16 protein-coding genes are annotated in these 16,543 nt (G+C 60.4%); 2 read left to right on the plus strand and 14 right to left on the minus strand.

Translation table 11 applies throughout. The annotated features are described in order from the left end of the window. Positions 1-28: 28 nt before the first annotated feature. The 11 genes from HU765_RS12215 to HU765_RS12265 form a co-directional block, all read right to left on the minus strand. The gene (locus HU765_RS12215; RefSeq protein ID WP_186620741.1) at positions 29-1,012 is read right to left on the minus strand and encodes a DNA polymerase III subunit delta'; all 984 of its coding nucleotides are present in this window, start codon (positions 1,010-1,012) and stop codon (positions 29-31) included. Continuing rightward, the gene (gene tmk, locus HU765_RS12220; protein WP_186546973.1) at positions 1,005-1,637 is read right to left on the minus strand and encodes a dTMP kinase; all 633 of its coding nucleotides are present in this window, start codon (positions 1,635-1,637) and stop codon (positions 1,005-1,007) included. Before tmk ends, HU765_RS12215 begins: the two co-directional genes overlap by 8 nt. Before the next feature lie 19 nt (positions 1,638-1,656). Then, entirely contained in the window at positions 1,657-2,838 is a 1,182-nt protein-coding gene (gene mltG, locus HU765_RS12225; protein ID WP_186620743.1) for an endolytic transglycosylase MltG, read from the minus strand. A 3-nt stretch (positions 2,839-2,841) separates the two neighbouring features. Further along, on the minus strand, positions 2,842-3,657 hold the full coding sequence (gene pabC / locus HU765_RS12230) for an aminodeoxychorismate lyase (RefSeq protein ID WP_186620753.1): 816 nt from the start codon (positions 3,655-3,657) through the stop codon (positions 2,842-2,844). Further along, a complete protein-coding gene (gene fabF / locus HU765_RS12235) occupies positions 3,657-4,901 on the minus strand; it encodes a beta-ketoacyl-ACP synthase II (protein WP_186620762.1) in 1,245 nt (414 codons plus the stop codon). Before fabF ends, pabC begins: the two co-directional genes overlap by 1 nt. A gap of 108 nt (positions 4,902-5,009) precedes the next feature. After that, positions 5,010-5,246 (minus strand): acyl carrier protein, encoded by a 237-nt coding sequence (gene acpP, locus HU765_RS12240; RefSeq protein ID WP_007987170.1) that lies wholly within the window; start codon positions 5,244-5,246, stop codon positions 5,010-5,012. 196 nt (positions 5,247-5,442) lie between these two features. Beyond that, a complete protein-coding gene (fabG, locus tag HU765_RS12245) occupies positions 5,443-6,186 on the minus strand; it encodes a 3-oxoacyl-ACP reductase FabG (protein ID WP_034155354.1) in 744 nt (247 codons plus the stop codon). 16 nt (positions 6,187-6,202) lie between these two features. Continuing rightward, the gene (fabD, locus tag HU765_RS12250) at positions 6,203-7,141 is read right to left on the minus strand and encodes an ACP S-malonyltransferase (protein ID WP_186620771.1); all 939 of its coding nucleotides are present in this window, start codon (positions 7,139-7,141) and stop codon (positions 6,203-6,205) included. A gap of 123 nt (positions 7,142-7,264) precedes the next feature. Beyond that, positions 7,265-8,275: a phosphate acyltransferase PlsX gene (gene plsX / locus HU765_RS12255; protein WP_186620773.1), complete on the minus strand. Its 1,011-nt coding sequence runs from the start codon at positions 8,273-8,275 to the stop codon at positions 7,265-7,267. Positions 8,276-8,279: 4 nt separating this feature from the next. After that, on the minus strand, positions 8,280-8,462 hold the full coding sequence (gene rpmF, locus HU765_RS12260; protein ID WP_003179396.1) for a 50S ribosomal protein L32: 183 nt from the start codon (positions 8,460-8,462) through the stop codon (positions 8,280-8,282). Between the two features lie 13 nt (positions 8,463-8,475). Beyond that, entirely contained in the window at positions 8,476-9,003 is a 528-nt protein-coding gene (locus tag HU765_RS12265) for a YceD family protein (protein ID WP_003204262.1), read from the minus strand. 105 nt (positions 9,004-9,108) lie between these two features. Between HU765_RS12265 and HU765_RS12270 the strand changes: the two genes are divergently transcribed. Further along, positions 9,109-9,687, plus strand: a complete 579-nt coding sequence (locus HU765_RS12270) for a nucleoside triphosphate pyrophosphatase (protein WP_186620775.1) — start codon at positions 9,109-9,111, stop codon at positions 9,685-9,687. Positions 9,688-9,806: 119 nt separating this feature from the next. Here HU765_RS12270 and sppA read toward each other — a convergent pair whose 3' ends face one another. Genes sppA through rluC form a run of 3 tightly spaced genes read right to left on the minus strand, consistent with a single transcriptional unit; the run spans position 9,807 to position 12,429 of the window. Continuing rightward, on the minus strand, positions 9,807-10,796 hold the full coding sequence (sppA, locus tag HU765_RS12275) for a signal peptide peptidase SppA (protein WP_186620776.1): 990 nt from the start codon (positions 10,794-10,796) through the stop codon (positions 9,807-9,809). A 24-nt stretch (positions 10,797-10,820) separates the two neighbouring features. Then, positions 10,821-11,483 (minus strand): HAD-IA family hydrolase, encoded by a 663-nt coding sequence (locus HU765_RS12280; RefSeq protein ID WP_186620778.1) that lies wholly within the window; start codon positions 11,481-11,483, stop codon positions 10,821-10,823. Beyond that, on the minus strand, positions 11,470-12,429 hold the full coding sequence (rluC, locus tag HU765_RS12285) for a 23S rRNA pseudouridine(955/2504/2580) synthase RluC (protein WP_126365426.1): 960 nt from the start codon (positions 12,427-12,429) through the stop codon (positions 11,470-11,472). Before rluC ends, HU765_RS12280 begins: the two co-directional genes overlap by 14 nt. A gap of 699 nt (positions 12,430-13,128) precedes the next feature. Between rluC and rne the strand changes: the two genes are divergently transcribed. After that, positions 13,129-16,380 carry a ribonuclease E gene (rne, locus tag HU765_RS12290; RefSeq protein WP_186620780.1) on the plus strand — a complete coding sequence of 1,084 codons (3,252 nt, stop codon included), beginning with the start codon at positions 13,129-13,131 and terminating at the stop codon, positions 16,378-16,380. The last annotated feature ends 163 nt before the right edge of the window (positions 16,381-16,543 follow it).

Raw genomic sequence — 16,543 nt, forward strand, 5'->3', positions numbered from 1 at the left:
CTGACATTCAGAGTCTAGGTACACATTTCTATCTTTGACCAGGCAATCCCGCCCATTGCACCAACAATGCTTCGAGCAGCAGCGCCGGATTGAGATTGGCCTTGCTCAGGACTTTCTGGCGCTGGGCGAGAATCCAGTCCTGAATATCGAGCACTTTGCCCTGCGCACTTTTCTGCGCCAGATATTGCACGACCTTGCGCATATCGTTCAGGCCGAGGCCAGCTTCATCCTGTGTCAGCTGATAGCGCAGGATCAGGCTCGACCAGTCGCAGAACCAATCGAACAGGCGCAGCATCGGAATGTTCTTCCACTCTTCGGCCAGTTGCGTCGGCGATTGCTGCTGCTTGAGCAGCCTCTTGACGCCTTCGACCACTTGCGCACGCTGCTCACGCACGCCCTGAGACTGGAGGGTGACCGCCATCAGGGGCGAGCCGGCCGCGAGTGTCAGCAATTCGACGCGCTCTTCTTCAGAGCAATCAGGAAGCGCCTGAGCCAGCCATTGCAGGCTCATCGCTTCGCCCGGTAGCGGACAGGCCTGCTGTACGCAACGGCTCTTGATGGTCGGCAGCAGACGACTGGTCTGATGGCTGACCAGCAGCAGAACGGTATCGCCGGAAGGTTCTTCAAGACTTTTGAGCAAAGCGTTGGCGGCGTTGATATTCATCGACTCCACCGGCTCGATCAGCACCACCTTGCGCCCGCCGAGTTGCGCGGTCTGCACCACGAAACTGACCAGATCACGGACCTGATCAACCTTGATCGCCTTGTCGGCTTCTTCCGGTTCGAGAATGTAGTTGTCCGGGTGACTGCCGGCCCTGAGCAACAGGCAGGATTTGCACTCACCGCACGCCTCGGGCGTCGGACGCTGACACAGCAGGCTGGCCATCAATCGCTCGGCGAGCGCGCGTTTGCCGATCCCGGCCGGACCGTGCAGCAAATAGGCGTGGGCATGCTGACTGCGTCCGGCCAGTTGCTGCCAGAGGCTGGCCTGCCATGGGTAGGCCTCAGCCACGGGCCAGCTCCAGCAAGTTCGGCAGCAAGGTATCCAGCGATTGTTGCACCTTGGTCAATGGCTGACCGGCATCAATGCGCACATAGCGCGCAGGATCGGCTTCGGCACGCTTGAGAAACGCATTACGCACGCTCTCGAAAAACGCCCGGCCTTCCAGCTCGAAACGATCCAGCCGCCCCCGCGCACTGGCACGGGCCAGGCCGATTTCCACTGGCAGATCGAAAATCAGCGTCAAATCGGGACGTAAGTCGCCCTGTACGAAGGTTTCCAGCGTGGCAATGCGCTCCAGCGACAAACCGCGACCGCCACCCTGATAAGCGTAAGTCGAGTCGGTAAAGCGATCACACAGAACCACGGCGCCACGGGCCAGCGCCGGGCGAATCACTTCTGCCAGATGCTGCGCACGTGCGGCGAAGACCAATAACAGCTCAGCGTCCGGGTTCATCACTTCATCGGCCGGTGCCAGCAACACCTCGCGAATCCGCTCGGCCAGCGGCGTACCACCGGGCTCGCGGGTCAGCACCACTTCGACACCCGCGGCGCGCAGGCGCTCGGCGAGGTATTCGCGGTTGGTGCTCTTGCCGGCGCCTTCCGGGCCTTCCAGGGTAATAAACAAGCCAGTCACAGGCAGTCCTTAATCAAAGTCATTGCGCGTTTTGCGGGGCATCGGCTTCAGGTTCCGCGACCGGCGCAGGTGACTGCGGCGGCACTGGCGGCAGCGCTTCGGGCGCGGTGTTCGGCGAGGCCGCAGGAATCGCCTCATCGACTGCCGGAGCCGATTGCGGCGTTGTCGCTGGCGCGGGGCTTGAACGGTAGTCGGCGCGGCGCTTCAGCTGGTATTCACGCACCGCGTTGTTATGCGCGTCGAGGTCGTCGGAAAACACATGGCTGCCATCGCCACGCGCGACGAAATACAGACTGGTGCCCGCCACCGGATTAAGCGCGGCGTGAATCGCTTCACGCCCGACCATTGCAATCGGTGTCGGCGGCAAACCGGGAATCACGTAAGTGTTGTATGGCGTCGGCTCTTTCAGGTGAGCGCGGGTCAGTTTGCCCGTGTAGCGATCGCCCAGACCGTAGATGACGGTCGGATCGGTCTGCAACTGCATGCCCAAGGCCATGCGCCGCACAAACACGCCAGCAATCTGACCGCGCTCCTGAGGTACACCGGTTTCCTTCTCGACCAGCGAGGCCATGATCAGCGCTTGATAGGGTTCGGTGTAAGGCACATCGGCCGAACGTTGCTCCCATTCCCTGGCGAGCACTTCGTCGAGACGATCGAAGGCTTTTTTCAGCAACTCGGCATCCGACATGCCCCGCACGAAACGATAGGTGTCGGGAAAGAACCGGCCCTCAGGAAACAAGCCCTTGTGGCCGATCTTCGCCATGACTTCGCTGTCGCTCAGACCGTTCAGAGTCTGAGTGAGCTTCTCATCCTTGGCCAAAGCGGCGCGTACTTGCTGAAAGTTCCAGCCTTCGACCAGGGTCAGGCTGTATTGCACGACGTCGCCACGCTTCCACGAGTCGATCAGACCGTTGACGGTCATGCCTGGCTGCATGCGGTATTCGCCGCTGTGAATCGGCGTGCCGGCAAGATTGAAGCGCCAGTACACCCGGAGCCAGAACGCGTCCCGGATGACGCCATCGGTTTCGAGCCCCAGAAAAGTCCGGGTCGGTGTAGAGCCTTTCGGCACATCCAGCAGTTCTTCCTGCGTGATGTTCAGGGGCTGTTCCAGTGCGGAATGAATCTTCCAGGCGCTGGCGCCCAACAGCAGCCCCGCCAGAACCAGTCCGGTTTCCAGCAGCAGCAATAGTTTACGTCTCACGAATCAAGCATCCAGTAGCGCGCGGGCAATGGTTTGCAGTTTACGGGTGAGCGGGCCAACCGGCCAGCTCAGTGCAGCGTAGGCGCGTACCGGCCAGACGCCATACACGCTGTTGCAGACAAACACCTCATCGGCCCATTGCAGCTGTTCCAGGCTGATATCGGCGATTTGGCTGGGGATTGCCAACGACTCGGCCTGAAACAATATTTCGCTGCGCATCACCCCGGCGACCCCGCAACGCTTCAAATCAGGCGTGATCAAGACACCGTCGCGCACCAGGAACAGATTGCTGAACACGCCTTCGATGACTCGCCCCGCCTGATCGAGCATCAAGCCTTCGGCATGCTCGTCATCCTGCCATTCGGCACGGGCGAGAACCTGCTCCAGTCGATTCAGGTGTTTGATCCCGGCGAGCAAAGGCTGCCTGGACAGGCGCGTATTGCATGGGAACAGACGAATGCCGGCTTCGCCATGAACAGCGGGATACGCCGCAGGAGGGTTGCCTTGCAGAATACGCCGGCCCGGTGCCGCCGGATCGGGCGCATAGCCGCGCAAGCCGTCACCCCGGGTGAGGATAAGCTTGAGCACGCCCGTGCCCATCGCTGCCGCATAGCTGAGCAGCTCGGCGCGGATCAGCTCGATGTCCGCAGCGATAGCCAGACGCGTGCAGCCATCGGCTAAACGCGCCAGGTGCCGATCCAGCAGGATCGGTTGGCCACCGTGCACGGCGATGGTCTCGAACAGACCGTCGCCGTAGGCCAGGCCGCGATCTTTCAGCGACAGACTGTCAGCCGGTTGACCGTCGACCCAGCAGTCCATCAGCCGGCAAACCGACGGAAGGCCAAGGTGCCGTTGGTGCCGCCGAACCCGAACGAGTTGGACAACACGACATCGATGTCCATGTTGCGCGCGGTGTGCGGCACAAAATCGAGATCGCAGCCTTCGCCCGGCTCATCAAGGTTGATGGTCGGCGGCGCGACCTGACCGTTGATTGCCAGCACACTGAAGATCGCCTCGACCGCGCCCGCCGCACCCAGAAGGTGACCGGTCATGGACTTGGTGGAGCTGACCGCCAGTTTGTAGGCGTGATCACCGAACACGGACTTGATTGCGTTGGCTTCGGCGAGGTCGCCAGCCGGGGTCGAAGTACCGTGAGCGTTGATGTATTGCACCTGATCGGCGTTGATCTTCGCATCGCGCAGCGCATTGGTGATGCAGCGTGCAGCCCCGGCGCCGTCGCAGGGCGGCGAGGTCATATGGTACGCATCGCCGCTGGTACCGAAGCCGATCAGCTCGGCGTAGATGGTCGCACCGCGCGCCTTGGCGTGCTCCAGCTCTTCAAGCACCAGCGCTCCGGCACCGTCGGACAGGACAAAACCGTCACGGTCCTTGTCCCAGGGACGGCTGGCGCGGGTCGGCTCGCCATTGCGGGTCGACAGCGCGCGGGACGCGCCAAAGCCGCCCATGCCTAGACCGCATGCGGCCATTTCAGCACCGCCGGCGATCATTACATCGGCTTCGTCGTACATGATGTTGCGCGCCGCCATGCCAATGCAGTGCGTACCGGTGGTACAGGCCGTGGCGATGGCGTAGTTGGGTCCCTGCACTTTCAGATGGATAGACAGGCAACCGGAAATCATATTGATGATCGAACCAGGCACGAAGAATGGCGAAATCTTGCGTGGGCCCGACTCATGCAGTGCGTGGCTGGTCTCTTCGATATTGGTCAGACCGCCGATACCCGAACCCATGGCGACGCCGATGCGCTCACGGTTGGCGTCAGTGACTTGCAGCCCGGCGTTGTTCATTGCCTGAACGCCTGCAGCGAGGCCGTACTGAATGAACAGGTCAAGTCTGCGTGCTTCCTTGACCGGCAGATATTCCTCGACATTGAAGCCCTTTACCGAACCGCCGAAGCGGGTGGAGTAGGCAGAAAGGTCGGTGTGTTCGATCAGACCAATGCCACTGCGGCCAGCCAGAATGCCCTGCCAACTGCTCAGCACAGTGGTGCCCAGTGGCGACAACATACCCATACCGGTGACTACGACGCGTCTACGCGACACAGCACTCTCCTTTTTCAGATGACGATTTTGCATCAGGCCTAAAGAAAAAACCGCACGCCATGATGGCAGTGCGGTTTTTCCATGACAGCGAGCAACGATTACAAACTATTACGCCTGGTGGGCAGTAACGTAGTCGATTGCAGCTTGTACGGTAGTGATCTTTTCAGCTTCTTCGTCAGGGATTTCGGTCTCGAATTCCTCTTCCAGAGCCATCACCAGCTCAACGGTGTCAAGGGAGTCGGCACCCAGGTCTTCTACGAAGGAAGCAGTGTTGACCACTTCTTCTTCTTTAACACCCAGTTGCTCGGCAACGATTTTCTTGACGCGCTCTTCGATGGTGCTCATACCTTGTTTTCACTCCTAATGGACAAATTCAGGCAGCTGGCCAGTGGGTAAGTGTATAGAAAGACTTTTCAGCTTTTCAACTGAAAGCTTCACTCCTCAAACCCTGTGGCCCTCTGCCTATAAATAGATTGCAGCTTTATAACGGATTTTAGACAGCTCGTATGACATTTTTTTGAAGCAATCCGTCACATTTTACTTACATGTACATCCCACCGTTCACCGGAATTGTAGCCCCGGTGACGTATGCCGCACCGTCGGATGCAAGAAAAGCGACCACGGACGCGATCTCTTGAGCTTGTCCCAGACGACCCAGCGGAATCTGCGTCTGCAAGGCTTCACGCTGTGCTTCAGGCAGCTCGCGGGTCATATCGGTGTCGATGAACCCTGGGGTTACCGAGTTGACCGTAATCGAACGCGAACCGACTTCACGCGCCATCGCACGGCTGAAACCCTCCAGACCGGCCTTGGCGGCTGCATAGTTTACTTGGCCGGCGTTGCCCATGGCACCCACCACTGAGCCAATACTGATAATTCGACCCCAACGCGCCTTGGTCATGCCACGCAAAACGCCCTTGGACAGGCGATACAGACTGTTCAGGTTGGTATCGATCACGTCGTACCATTCGTCGTCTTTCATGCGCATCATCAGGTTATCGCGGGTGATGCCGGCATTATTGACCAGAATCGCCACTGGCGCACCGAACTGCTCCTGAATGCCTGCCAGCACGGCGCTGACCGATTCGTCGCTGGTGACGTTGAGTTCGAAACCCGCGCCCTGGATGCCGTTCTCCTTCAGGGTGGCGGCAATGCGCTCAGCGCCCGACGCGGAGGTCGCGGTGCCGATAACGATGGCGCCCTGGCGACCCAGTTCCAGCGCGATGGCCTGGCCGATACCGCGGCTTGCACCGGTGACCAGTGCAACTTTACCTTGCAGACTCATGCAAGTTTCTCCTGATTCAGGCCTGCGCTGCGCGAGCGGCAGCGAAGGCGTCTGGGGTATTGAGGTTGGAAGTCGCAACGCCTTCAGCGCAACGTTTGTTCAGGCCGGCGAGGACCTTGCCCGGGCCGCACTCGACCAGAGTGGTCGCACCCTTGGCCGCCAGAGTCTGTACCGACTCAACCCAGCGCACTGGCTTATAAAGCTGTTCGAGCAGATCACGCTTGAGGGTGTCCAGATCGGCCGGCACTTGCGCGCTGACGTTCTGCACCACCGGAATTTGCGGCGCCTGCCAGTCGATGGCGGCAATGGATTCGGCGAAACGTTCGGCGGCCGGGCGCATCAGCTCGCAGTGCGACGGTACGCTGACTGGCAATGGCATGGCGCGCTTGGCACCGCGAGCCTTGCAGCCTTCGATGGCGCGCTCGACAGCAGCCTTGGCACCGGCAATCACGACCTGGCCTGGCGAGTTGAAGTTGACGGCGCTGACCACTTCGCCTTGCGCCGCTTCGGCGCAGGCCGCGAGGACATCGGCATCTTCCAGACCGAGAATGGCGGCCATGCCACCCTGTCCGGCCGGAACCGCTTCCTGCATCAACTGGCCACGACGCTCGACGAGTTTGACCGCATCAGCGAGCGTCAGGCTGCCAGCCGCGACCAGCGCACTGTATTCGCCCAGGCTGTGACCGGCAACGAATGCCGGACGCGCGCCACCTTCAGCCAGCCACAGACGCCACAGGGCGATCGAGGCGGTCAGAATGGCCGGTTGGGTTTTATCGGTTTGATTGAGCAGCTCTTCCGGGCCCTGCTGGGTCAGTGCCCACAGGTCGTAGCCCAGCGCAGCAGAGGCTTCTTGAAAGGTTTCGAGGATCAGCGGATGTTGCGCGCCCAGCTCGGCCAGCATGCCGAGGGACTGCGAACCCTGTCCTGGAAAGACGAATGCGAGGGAAGCAGACATGTAACAAGCCCCTAATGATCTTGTCGTCGGAAAATGACGCCCCGCGTGGGACGCAAGAAACTGACAGTTTGGATGGCCCTTTGAACCGGGCGGTCACATTTAAGCATTGTCCGACGAAAACGCCTAAGACAACAAATCCTCCAGACGACCGTGGAGGCGCTCGGGCAGGTTCTCCTGAATCTCGATCAACGCCCGGGAAATCGCGCTCTGAAAGCCCTGAACGCCGGCCGAACCGTGACTTTTCACGACGATGCCCTGCAAGCCGAGAAAGCTTGCGCCATTATGTCGCGCCGGAGCCAGATCGGCCTGCAGGCGTTTCATCAGCGGCAAGGCCAGGGCGCCGACGGCACGGGAGGCGAGGTTGCGCTTGAACAGCGCTTCGATGCGCGCGGCGATCATCGTCGCCAGCCCCTCGCTGGACTTGAGCAGGATATTGCCGACAAAACCGTCGCACACCACGACATCCGCCTCGCCGCGATACAAACCATCACCTTCGATGAAGCCGATGTAGTTGATGCCACGAGCCGCCTGCAGCAGCGTTGCCGCCAGCTTGACCTGCTGATTGCCCTTGATGTCTTCGGTACCGATGTTCAGCAGCGCCACCCGCGGACGGGCAATGCCCAGCGTCTGCGCGGCCACCGAACCCATGACGGCGAACTGCAACAGGTGCTCGGCACTGCAATCGACGTTGGCGCCGAGATCGAGCAACTGGCAATAACCGGTCTGCGTCGGAATCGCGGCAACCATCGCCGGACGATCAATGCCTGGCAGCGTCTTCAGGACAAACCGCGACAATGCCATCAACGCGCCGGTATTGCCGGCACTGACACAGGCCTGCACCTTGCCGTCACGCAACAGCTCGAGGGCGACCCGCATCGACGAGTCCGGCTTGCCGCGCAGAGCCTGGGCAGGCTTTTCATCCATGGTGATGACTTCGCTGGCCGCAACAATCGTCAGGCGCGCGCGATCGGCAGCCGAATGGCCGGTGATCAATTCTTCAAGAAGGGAGGGTTGACCGACAAGGGTCAGGTGCAGCGAGGGCGTAGCAGACAGGCAAGCGAGACTGGCCTGAACAATGCTGCGGGGACCGAAGTCCCCGCCCATTGCGTCAATCGCGATGACTTGAGCAGACAAGTGATTACTCGTCAGCGCCCTTGTCGATCACTTTACGGCCACGGTATACGCCTTCTGGCGATACGTGGTGACGCAGGTGAACTTCACCGGTGGTTTTTTCTACAGACAGGGTGCTAGCCTCGAGAGCGTCGTGCGAACGGCGCATGTCACGGGCAGAGCGGGATTTTTTGTTCTGCTGAACAGCCATAATTGATTAACTCCTAAACGTTTGGGTCACGCTTTAACTGCGCCAATACACTGAACGGGTTGGACCGCGTTACCTCGTCCTCGCTCGGTTCGGGCTCATCTGCTCCCGCCGGCTGCTGGCATTCTTCCGGATGATGAGCAGGCACAATGGGCAAGGCGAGCAGAAGCTCCTCCTCGATCAGTGACTGCAGATCCAATGGATCTTCGCCCAGTTCCAGCACGTCATAACCTTTCGGCAACGACTGGGTATTCGCACCCTCCTTCACCACCGCGTAACTGCATTCGCTGTGGATCGGCAGGGTGACCAGCTCAAGACAACGCTGGCAAACCATTTTGACTTCGGTGTCGATAAAACTGTGGATGACCACAGATTTACGTTCATCTCGTTCAAAAACGAATTTGGCCTGCACCGTACCGACATCGTCGGAAAGCGGGTCGCAGAGTCTCTTCAAATCGGCCAGCAGCAGTTCACCTTGGAGGGTGGTGCCACGATCAGCCAATTTGCGCGGGTCAACGTGAGGTGGAATCGGGTCATTCAACATAGGCGCAGCATTATAGGGATGCACCCACCCATGTCAAAGGAAATTGTGCCCTGTCCGTCACTTGCGTGCCTCCGTTAGAATCCGCTCCTGCCTCAGGAGACACCCATGCTGCCTTTATTACTTGCTTCCAGCTCGACCTATCGCCGGGAATTGCTCGCCCGCCTGCACCTGCCGTTCGTCTGCAGCTCGCCGGATATCGACGAAAGTCACCGTCCAGGCGAAGCCGCGATCGAACTGGTCAAACGCCTCGCCGAGGAAAAAGCCAGGGCCTTGGCTGACAGCCACCCTGCTCATCTGATCATCGGCTCGGACCAGGTGGCCGTACTCGGCGACCGCATCATCGGCAAGCCTCACACTTTCGACAAAGCCCGCGAGCAATTGATGGCCGCCAGCGGCGCCAGCGTGACCTTCCTCACCGGCCTCGCCCTGCTCAACAGCCAGACCGGGCGCGGCCAGGTCGACTGCGTGCCGTTCACGGTCCATATGCGCACACTGGATGAGGCGCGCATCGAGCGCTACTTACGCCTCGAGCAGCCGTACGATTGCGCCGGCAGTTTCAAGGCCGAAGGTCTCGGCGTAAGCCTGTTTCAATCGACCGAAGGCCCGGACGCCACCAGCCTGATCGGCCTGCCGCTGATTCGCCTGATCGACATGTTGCTGGCTGAGGGCGTACAGATTCCTTAAAGCAAAAGATCGCAGCCTTCGGCGGCTCCTACAGAATCAGCGTCACCGCAAAAAAAAGCGATTGAACATTAATCCTGTAGGAGCTGCCGCAGGCTGCGATCTTTTGATCTACCGGCAATTTACCGCAACGAAGGCCCGTGGAAGCCCATCCACATCGCCAACTGCTCAGCGACGCTGGCACCGAGCTTTTTCGAGAAGCGGTCGAACGGCGATTCCTCAACAGTGAAGTCCACCAGTTCTTTCTCACCAATCACGTCACGCGCCACCGAACTGGCATTGCCCAAACCATCGATCAACCCCAACGGCAAGGCCTGCTCACCGGACCAGACCAGCCCGGAGAACAGCTCCGGATGCTCTTTATCCTTCAGGCGATCGCCGCGCCCCTGCTTCACGCTATTGATGAACTGCTTGTGCGTGGTATCCAGCACGCTCTGCCAGAATGCGGTTTCCTCAGGCTTTTGCGGCTGGAACGGATCGAGGAATGCCTTGTGCTCGCCCGAGGTATAGGTGCGGCGCTCGACGCCGAGTTTTTCCATGGTACCGACAAAACCATAACCGGCCGCTGTTACCCCAATCGAACCGACGAGACTGGCCTTGTCGGCGTAGATCTGGTCCGCCGCGCTGGCGATGTAATAGGCACCGGACGCACCGAGATCGGAAATCACCGCGTACAGCTTGATCTCCGGGTGCAGGCCCCGCAGGCGCTTGATCTCGTCATAGACATAACCGGACTGCACCGGACTGCCGCCCGGGCTGTTGATGCGCAGAATCACACCCTTGACCTTCTTGTCCTCAAACGCCGCCCGCAGACTGCCGACAATGTTGTCGGCACTGGCCGGCTCCTTGTCGGCGATCATGCCGTTGATGTCGATCAATGCGGTGTAATTCGTGCCGCGTGCGGCACTCTTTTCCATGTCCATCAGCGGCGTGAACAGAATCAACGCAACAAACAGATAAACAAACGTCAGCAGCTTGAAGAAAATCCCCCAGCGCCGCGAGCGGCGTTGTTCCTGCACACCGGCAAGCAGCGTCTTTTCCAGCAGCTTCCAGCTTTTTGCGTCACCGTCGTCGGCACTTGCCTTGGCCGGTGCTTTCCATTCGTCGGTCATGCCATCTACCCCAACAAAAATCTATTAAGCCCGCTGGCCCAGCCAGGCATGCAATTCAGAAAAACGATCGATCGACAGGCGCGGCTCGAACTGCTGCAGGGATTCGATCGATTGCGCGCCATAACTGACCGCCACCGAATCCATCCCCGCGTTACGCGCCATCAGCAGGTCGAAGGACGAATCTCCGACCATCAACGCCTGCTCCGGGCGCACGCCGCAGTGGCTGACGATCTGCTCAAGCATCAGAGGGTGTGGCTTGCTGGCAGTTTCATCGGCAGCACGGGTGATATCGAAATAATCTTCCCAGCCGTTGGCCTTGAGAACGCGGTCCAGCCCGCGACGATTCTTGCCGGTCGCGACCGCCAGGTGATAGCCCTGCTCGCGAAACGACGCCATCGACTCGACGACGCCTTCAAATAACGGCGAAGGCACGGCTTCTGCCGCGATGTAGTGATCGGCGTAGTGCTCGCGAAACGCGAGCATTTCAGCGTCGCTGATTTCGGGGTACAGGGTGCGAATCGCTTCCGGCAGGCCGAGGCCGATGATGCCCTTGACGGCGAAGTCATCGCGCAGCTCGAAGCCGGAACGCCCGGATGCCGAATGCATGGCTTCGACGATCCGATGGATGGAATCAGCCAGCGTGCCGTCCCAATCGAAAATCAGCAGTTTGTAATCAGATGGGCGCACTCAATCGCTCCACGGTCTTGGCCCACATTTCATCGACCGGTGCTTGCAGGGTCAGCTTGCCGCCGTCGGGCAGCGGCACGGTCAGCATGTAGGCGTGCAGGAACAGGCGCTTGCCACCCAGATCACGGATTTCTTTGGTGAAATCGTCATCGCCGTATTTGCTGTCGCCGGCAATGCAATGCCCGGCATGCAGGGTGTGCACGCGAATCTGGTGAGTACGCCCGGTGACAGGCTTGGCCTCGACCATGGTCGCGAAGTCGCCGAAGCGGCGCAGCACCTTGAACACGGTCAGGGCTTCTTTGCCTTCTTCGTTGACTTCGACCATGCGCTCGCCGGAGCGCAGATTGCTCTTGAGCAATGGCGCACGGACTTGCTTGATCGAGGTGGCCCAGTTGCCTCGGACGAGTGCCATGTAGCGCTTGTCGACGCCATCGCCGCGCAACTGCTCGTGCAGGTGACGCAACATGCTGCGTTTCTTGGCAATCATCAGCAGGCCGGAGGTGTCCCGGTCGAGACGGTGAACCAGCTCCAGTTCCTTGGCATCGGGACGCAACTGACGAAAGGCTTCGATCACGCCGAAATTCAAGCCGCTGCCACCGTGAACCGCAATGCCGGCGGGCTTATTGATCACGATCAGGGCTTTATCTTCGAAGACGATCGAGGCTTCCAGGCGCTGTAACAGCCCTTGGGCCAGCGGCACCGGCTCGTCGCGCTCAGGCACGCGAACCGGCGGTACGCGCACGATATCGCCGGCCTGCAGCTTGTATTCAGGCTTGATCCGACCTTTGTTCACGCGCACTTCGCCTTTGCGCAAAATGCGGTAAATCAAGGTCTTGGGCACGCCTTTGAGCCGGGCGAGGAGAAAGTTGTCGATTCGTTGGCCGGCATACTCCGGCGAGACTTCAAGCAGTTGAACGCCTGGAGTCGAAGGGGCAGTAGTTGTCATGCCGCGGATGATAACAATTTTTATGGAATTGAAGCACTTAATCATTGCTGCTATAGTCGCGAACGCCGCCAAAAGCGGCCTGGACAGCGGAACCACGGTCAAAGACCGGCCCTGACCAACGCAATTCACCAGGGCGCGAGGCCGTCCTACGGGGCTTTCGCTACGTAACGGTGGAGTCTGCAGTTGTAACGAGCGCAGGTGACATGAGGCCTGAATTACACCGCCGAGCAGAGTTTTCACTCGCCTGGCAGGCAAATATTCACGGCCAGTTCACAAAGTGCAGTCAGCTGCAAATGACCCCGAGCGAAGACTTCGGAAACATCGCCTGAATTAGCCATGATGCGTGACCTCCCCTTTCGGAGCTCACGGTAAATGCCAACCCGCTGCGGATTCTGCGCGCGGCAGCACCCGAATTATCAGGGATACGTGTAGGGTGGAGATGCACAACCGCCGGACTGTGTAGCAACAGGTTTGATCAAGACGCTTCATCTCGTCCACAGCCGCTGGTTGATTCCTCCTCCTGACTGAGTGCTTAAGTAGCCACAGCAAGCAGGACGCGTACGTCGCGGTATCGGCCCAATTGGCCTGACATCGCTGGACACGGGAATGGCCAACCACTCCCGACGCACCTGACACCGACCGTGAGAAGTCGTGTGTGCCGAACGCCGTTTCCGGCAGCCCGGAAACCGACGGTACTACATGAAAAGAATGCTGATTAACGCAACTCAACCCGAAGAGTTGCGTGTTGCACTGGTAGATGGCCAACGCCTCTACGACCTGGACATCGAATCCGGTGCACGCGAGCAGAAAAAGGCCAACATCTATAAAGGCCGTATCACTCGCATCGAACCAAGCCTTGAGGCTGCCTTTGTCGATTTCGGCTCCGAGCGCCACGGCTTCCTGCCCCTCAAAGAAATCTCCCGCGAATACTTCAAGAAAGCCCCTGAAGGCCGCGTCAATATCAAGGACGTCCTGAGCGAAGGCCAGGAAGTCATCGTTCAGGTCGAGAAAGAAGAACGTGGCAACAAGGGCGCCGCCCTGACCACGTTCATCAGCCTGGCCGGTCGTTACCTCGTGCTGATGCCGAACAACCCGCGTGCCGGCGGTATCTCCCGTCGCATCGAAGGCGAAGAACGCAACGAACTGCGTGAAGCGCTGAACGGTCTGGTCGCTCCAGCCGACATGGGCCTGATCGTGCGCACTGCCGGCCTTGGCCGCAGCAGCGAAGAAATGCAATGGGACCTCGATTACCTGCTGCAACTGTGGACCGCCATCAAAGAAGCCTCGCTGGATCGCTCCGCGCCATTCCTGATTTATCAGGAAAGCAACGTGATCATCCGTGCCATCCGCGATTACCTGCGCCAGGACATCGGCGAAGTGCTGATCGACAGCGTTGAAGCCCAGGACGAAGCCCTGACCTTCATCCGCCAGGTCATGCCGCAGTACGCCAGCAAGATCAAGCTGTACGAAGACAGCGTGCCGCTGTTCAACCGTTTCCAGATCGAAAGCCAGATCGAGACCGCTTTCCAGCGCGTCGTCGAATTGCCTTCCGGCGGTTCCATCGTCATCGATCCGACCGAAGCCCTGGTGTCCATCGACATCAACTCGGCGCGCGCCACCAAAGGCAGCGACATCGAAGAAACCGCCCTGCAGACCAACCTTGAAGCCGCCGAAGAAATCGCCCGTCAGTTGCGCCTGCGCGACATCGGCGGCCTGATCGTCATCGACTTCATCGACATGACCCCGGCCAAGAACCAGCGCGCCGTGGAAGAGAAAGTCCGCGAATGCCTGGAAGCCGACCGCGCCCGCGTGCAGATCGGTCGCATCTCGCGCTTCGGCCTGCTGGAAATGTCCCGTCAGCGCCTGCGTCCATCGCTCGGCGAAAGCAGCGGCATCGTCTGCCCTCGCTGCAACGGCACCGGCATCATCCGTGACGTTGAATCGCTGTCGCTGGCGATCCTGCGCCTGATCGAAGAAGAAGCGCTGAAAGACCGCACCGCCGAAGTTCGCGCCCAGGTGCCGATCCCGGTTGCAGCCTTCCTGCTCAACGAAAAACGCAACTCGATCACCAAGATCGAACTGCGCACCCGCGCGCGCATCGTCATTCTGCCGAACGATCACCTCGAGACGCCGCACTTCGAAGTTCAGCGCCTGCGTGACGACAGCCCGGAAGCTGCGACCAACCAGTCCAGCTACGAAATCGCGGCAGCCGCTGCCGAAGTCGAAGAAGTCCAGCCAGCCGCCGCGACCCGCACCCTGGTTCGCCAGGAAGCCGCGGTCAAGACAGCGCCGGCCCGCGCAAACGCTCCAGTGCCGACCGAAGTCGCCGCCGCTGCGCCAGCCCCGGCTCCGGTCGCCGCGCCAGAACCAAGCCTGTTCAAAGGCTTGGTGAAGTCGCTGGTCAGCCTGTTCGCCACCAAGGAAGAGCCTGCCGCGCCGGTTGCCGTAGAAAAACCGGCTGCCGAGCGTCCAGCCCGCAATGAAGAGCGTCGCAACGGTCGTCAGCAGAGCCGCAACCGTAACGGTCGCCGCGATGAAGAACGCAAGCCGCGCGAAGAACGTGCCCCGCGTGAAGAACGCGCACCGCGTGAGCCGCGTGAAGAGCGTCAGCCACGCGAAGCCCGCGAAGTGCGCGAGCCTCGTGAAGCTCGCAGCGAAGCACCGGCAGCCCGCGAAGAGCGCGCGCCACGTGCTCCGCGTGAAGAACGTGCACCGCGTGCACCGCGTGAAGACCGCAAGCCACGTGGCGAGCGTGAAGAACGCGTGCGTGAACTGCGCGAGCCACTGGACGCCGTGCCAGCCGCAGCCGCTGCTGCCGTGACCGCTGAAGAGCGTCCGGCCCGTCAGCCACGCGAAGAGCGCGCCCCGCGTCCGCCGCGTGAAGAGCGCCAACCGCGCGCCGAGCAGGCCGCAGCTGCCGTCGCTGAAGAAGAAGTCAACACCACTAACGAAGAGCAACTGCCGGAAGATGGTCAGGACAACGCCGAAGGCGATCGTCCACGTCGTCGCTCCCGTGGTCAGCGTCGTCGCAGCAACCGTCGCGAGCGTCAGCGTGATGCCAACGGCAACGTGATCGAAGGTTCGGAAGAGTCCGAGTCCGGCGAAAACGCTGAAGCCCCAAGCACTGCCGATCTGGCTGCCGGCCTGGCAGTCACCGCCGCTGTAGCCAGCAGCACCATCAGCGCTCCGGCTGAAGCACAGGCTCATGAGCAGGCTGAACGTGCTACCGCCGCTACACTGGAAAGCGCTCCAGTCGAAGCGCCGGTTGTCGAAGCGACTACTCCGGTGCAAGTGACTGCCGCGCCAGAAGTCGAAGTGGCCCCTGCTCGCGAAGCTCAACCTCAGGTTGAAGCGGCTGCCGAACCTGAAGCTGTCGCTGAAGCGCCAACGGCAATCACTGAGCCAGCGGTTGAAACCGTAGCTGAAACAGTGACCGAGACCGTGCGTGAAGTTCGCGAAGAGCAGACTGCGTTCAACTGGGTTGCCGAGCCAGCTGTCACCGAAGCTCCAGCGCCGGTCGCTGAAGCCGAAGTACCGCCAGCCATGGTTTCCGAGCCAGTAGTTGCCGCGGCTGAACCAGCGCCAATGGTTGAAGCACCGGTTGTCGAAGCACCGGCCGTTGTCGAAGCGCCAGCTCCGGTAGTTGAAGCGCCGGCTCCGGTCAGCGCCCTGACGCCAAATGGCCGCGCGCCTAACGACCCGCGTGAAGTGCGTCGTCGCAAGCGTGAAGAAGAGCGTCTGCAGAAGGAGGCCGAACTGGCTGCCGCTGCTGCTCCGGTCGCCGCCGAACCCGCCGCTGCGGCTGACGTGGTCGAGGCAGCGCCTGCCCCGGTCGCTGAGCAGGCATCGGTTGAAGCGGTAATCGCTGAAGCACCACGCTCCGTTCAGGACGCGGTTGAACAGCGCGAAGAGGCTCAGGAAAAAGAGCACGAGCCTAAACCGCTTGTCTGATTCCTGAAGCTCAATAAAAAGCCCCGCCTGGTGAAAGCCAGGCGGGGCTTTTTTATGCATGCAATCCAGACCGCACCGATGTTCATCGTAGGAGTGAGCCTGCTCGCGATAGCAGTGTGTCAGTCAGCACATCTTTAGCTGAACCACCGCTTTCGCGAGCAGG

This window comes from Pseudomonas sp. SWRI81 (assembly GCF_014268545.1).
In the GTDB taxonomy this organism is placed as follows: domain Bacteria; phylum Pseudomonadota; class Gammaproteobacteria; order Pseudomonadales; family Pseudomonadaceae; genus Aquipseudomonas; species Aquipseudomonas hamedanensis.

Excerpts from the sequence above, each read along its gene's own strand:
- pabC (WP_186620753.1), bottom strand. The coding sequence starts at position 3,657 with ATGGACTGCTGGGTCGACGGTCAACCGGCTGACAGTCTGTCGCTGAAA.
- acpP (WP_007987170.1), bottom strand. The coding sequence starts at position 5,246 with ATGAGCACCATCGAAGAGCGCGTCAAGAAAATCGTTGCCGAGCAACTG.
- fabG (WP_034155354.1), bottom strand. The coding sequence starts at position 6,186 with ATGAGTCTGCAAGGTAAAGTTGCACTGGTCACCGGTGCAAGCCGCGGT.
- fabD (WP_186620771.1), bottom strand. The coding sequence starts at position 7,141 with ATGTCTGCTTCCCTCGCATTCGTCTTTCCAGGACAGGGTTCGCAGTCC.
- rpmF (WP_003179396.1), bottom strand. The coding sequence starts at position 8,462 with ATGGCTGTTCAGCAGAACAAAAAATCCCGCTCTGCCCGTGACATGCGC.
- HU765_RS12265 (WP_003204262.1), bottom strand. The coding sequence starts at position 9,003 with ATGTTGAATGACCCGATTCCACCTCACGTTGACCCGCGCAAATTGGCT.
- HU765_RS12270 (WP_186620775.1), top strand. The coding sequence starts at position 9,109 with ATGCTGCCTTTATTACTTGCTTCCAGCTCGACCTATCGCCGGGAATTG.
- sppA (WP_186620776.1), bottom strand. The coding sequence starts at position 10,796 with ATGACCGACGAATGGAAAGCACCGGCCAAGGCAAGTGCCGACGACGGT.
- rluC (WP_126365426.1), bottom strand. The coding sequence starts at position 12,429 with ATGACAACTACTGCCCCTTCGACTCCAGGCGTTCAACTGCTTGAAGTC.
- rne (WP_186620780.1), top strand. The coding sequence starts at position 13,129 with ATGAAAAGAATGCTGATTAACGCAACTCAACCCGAAGAGTTGCGTGTT.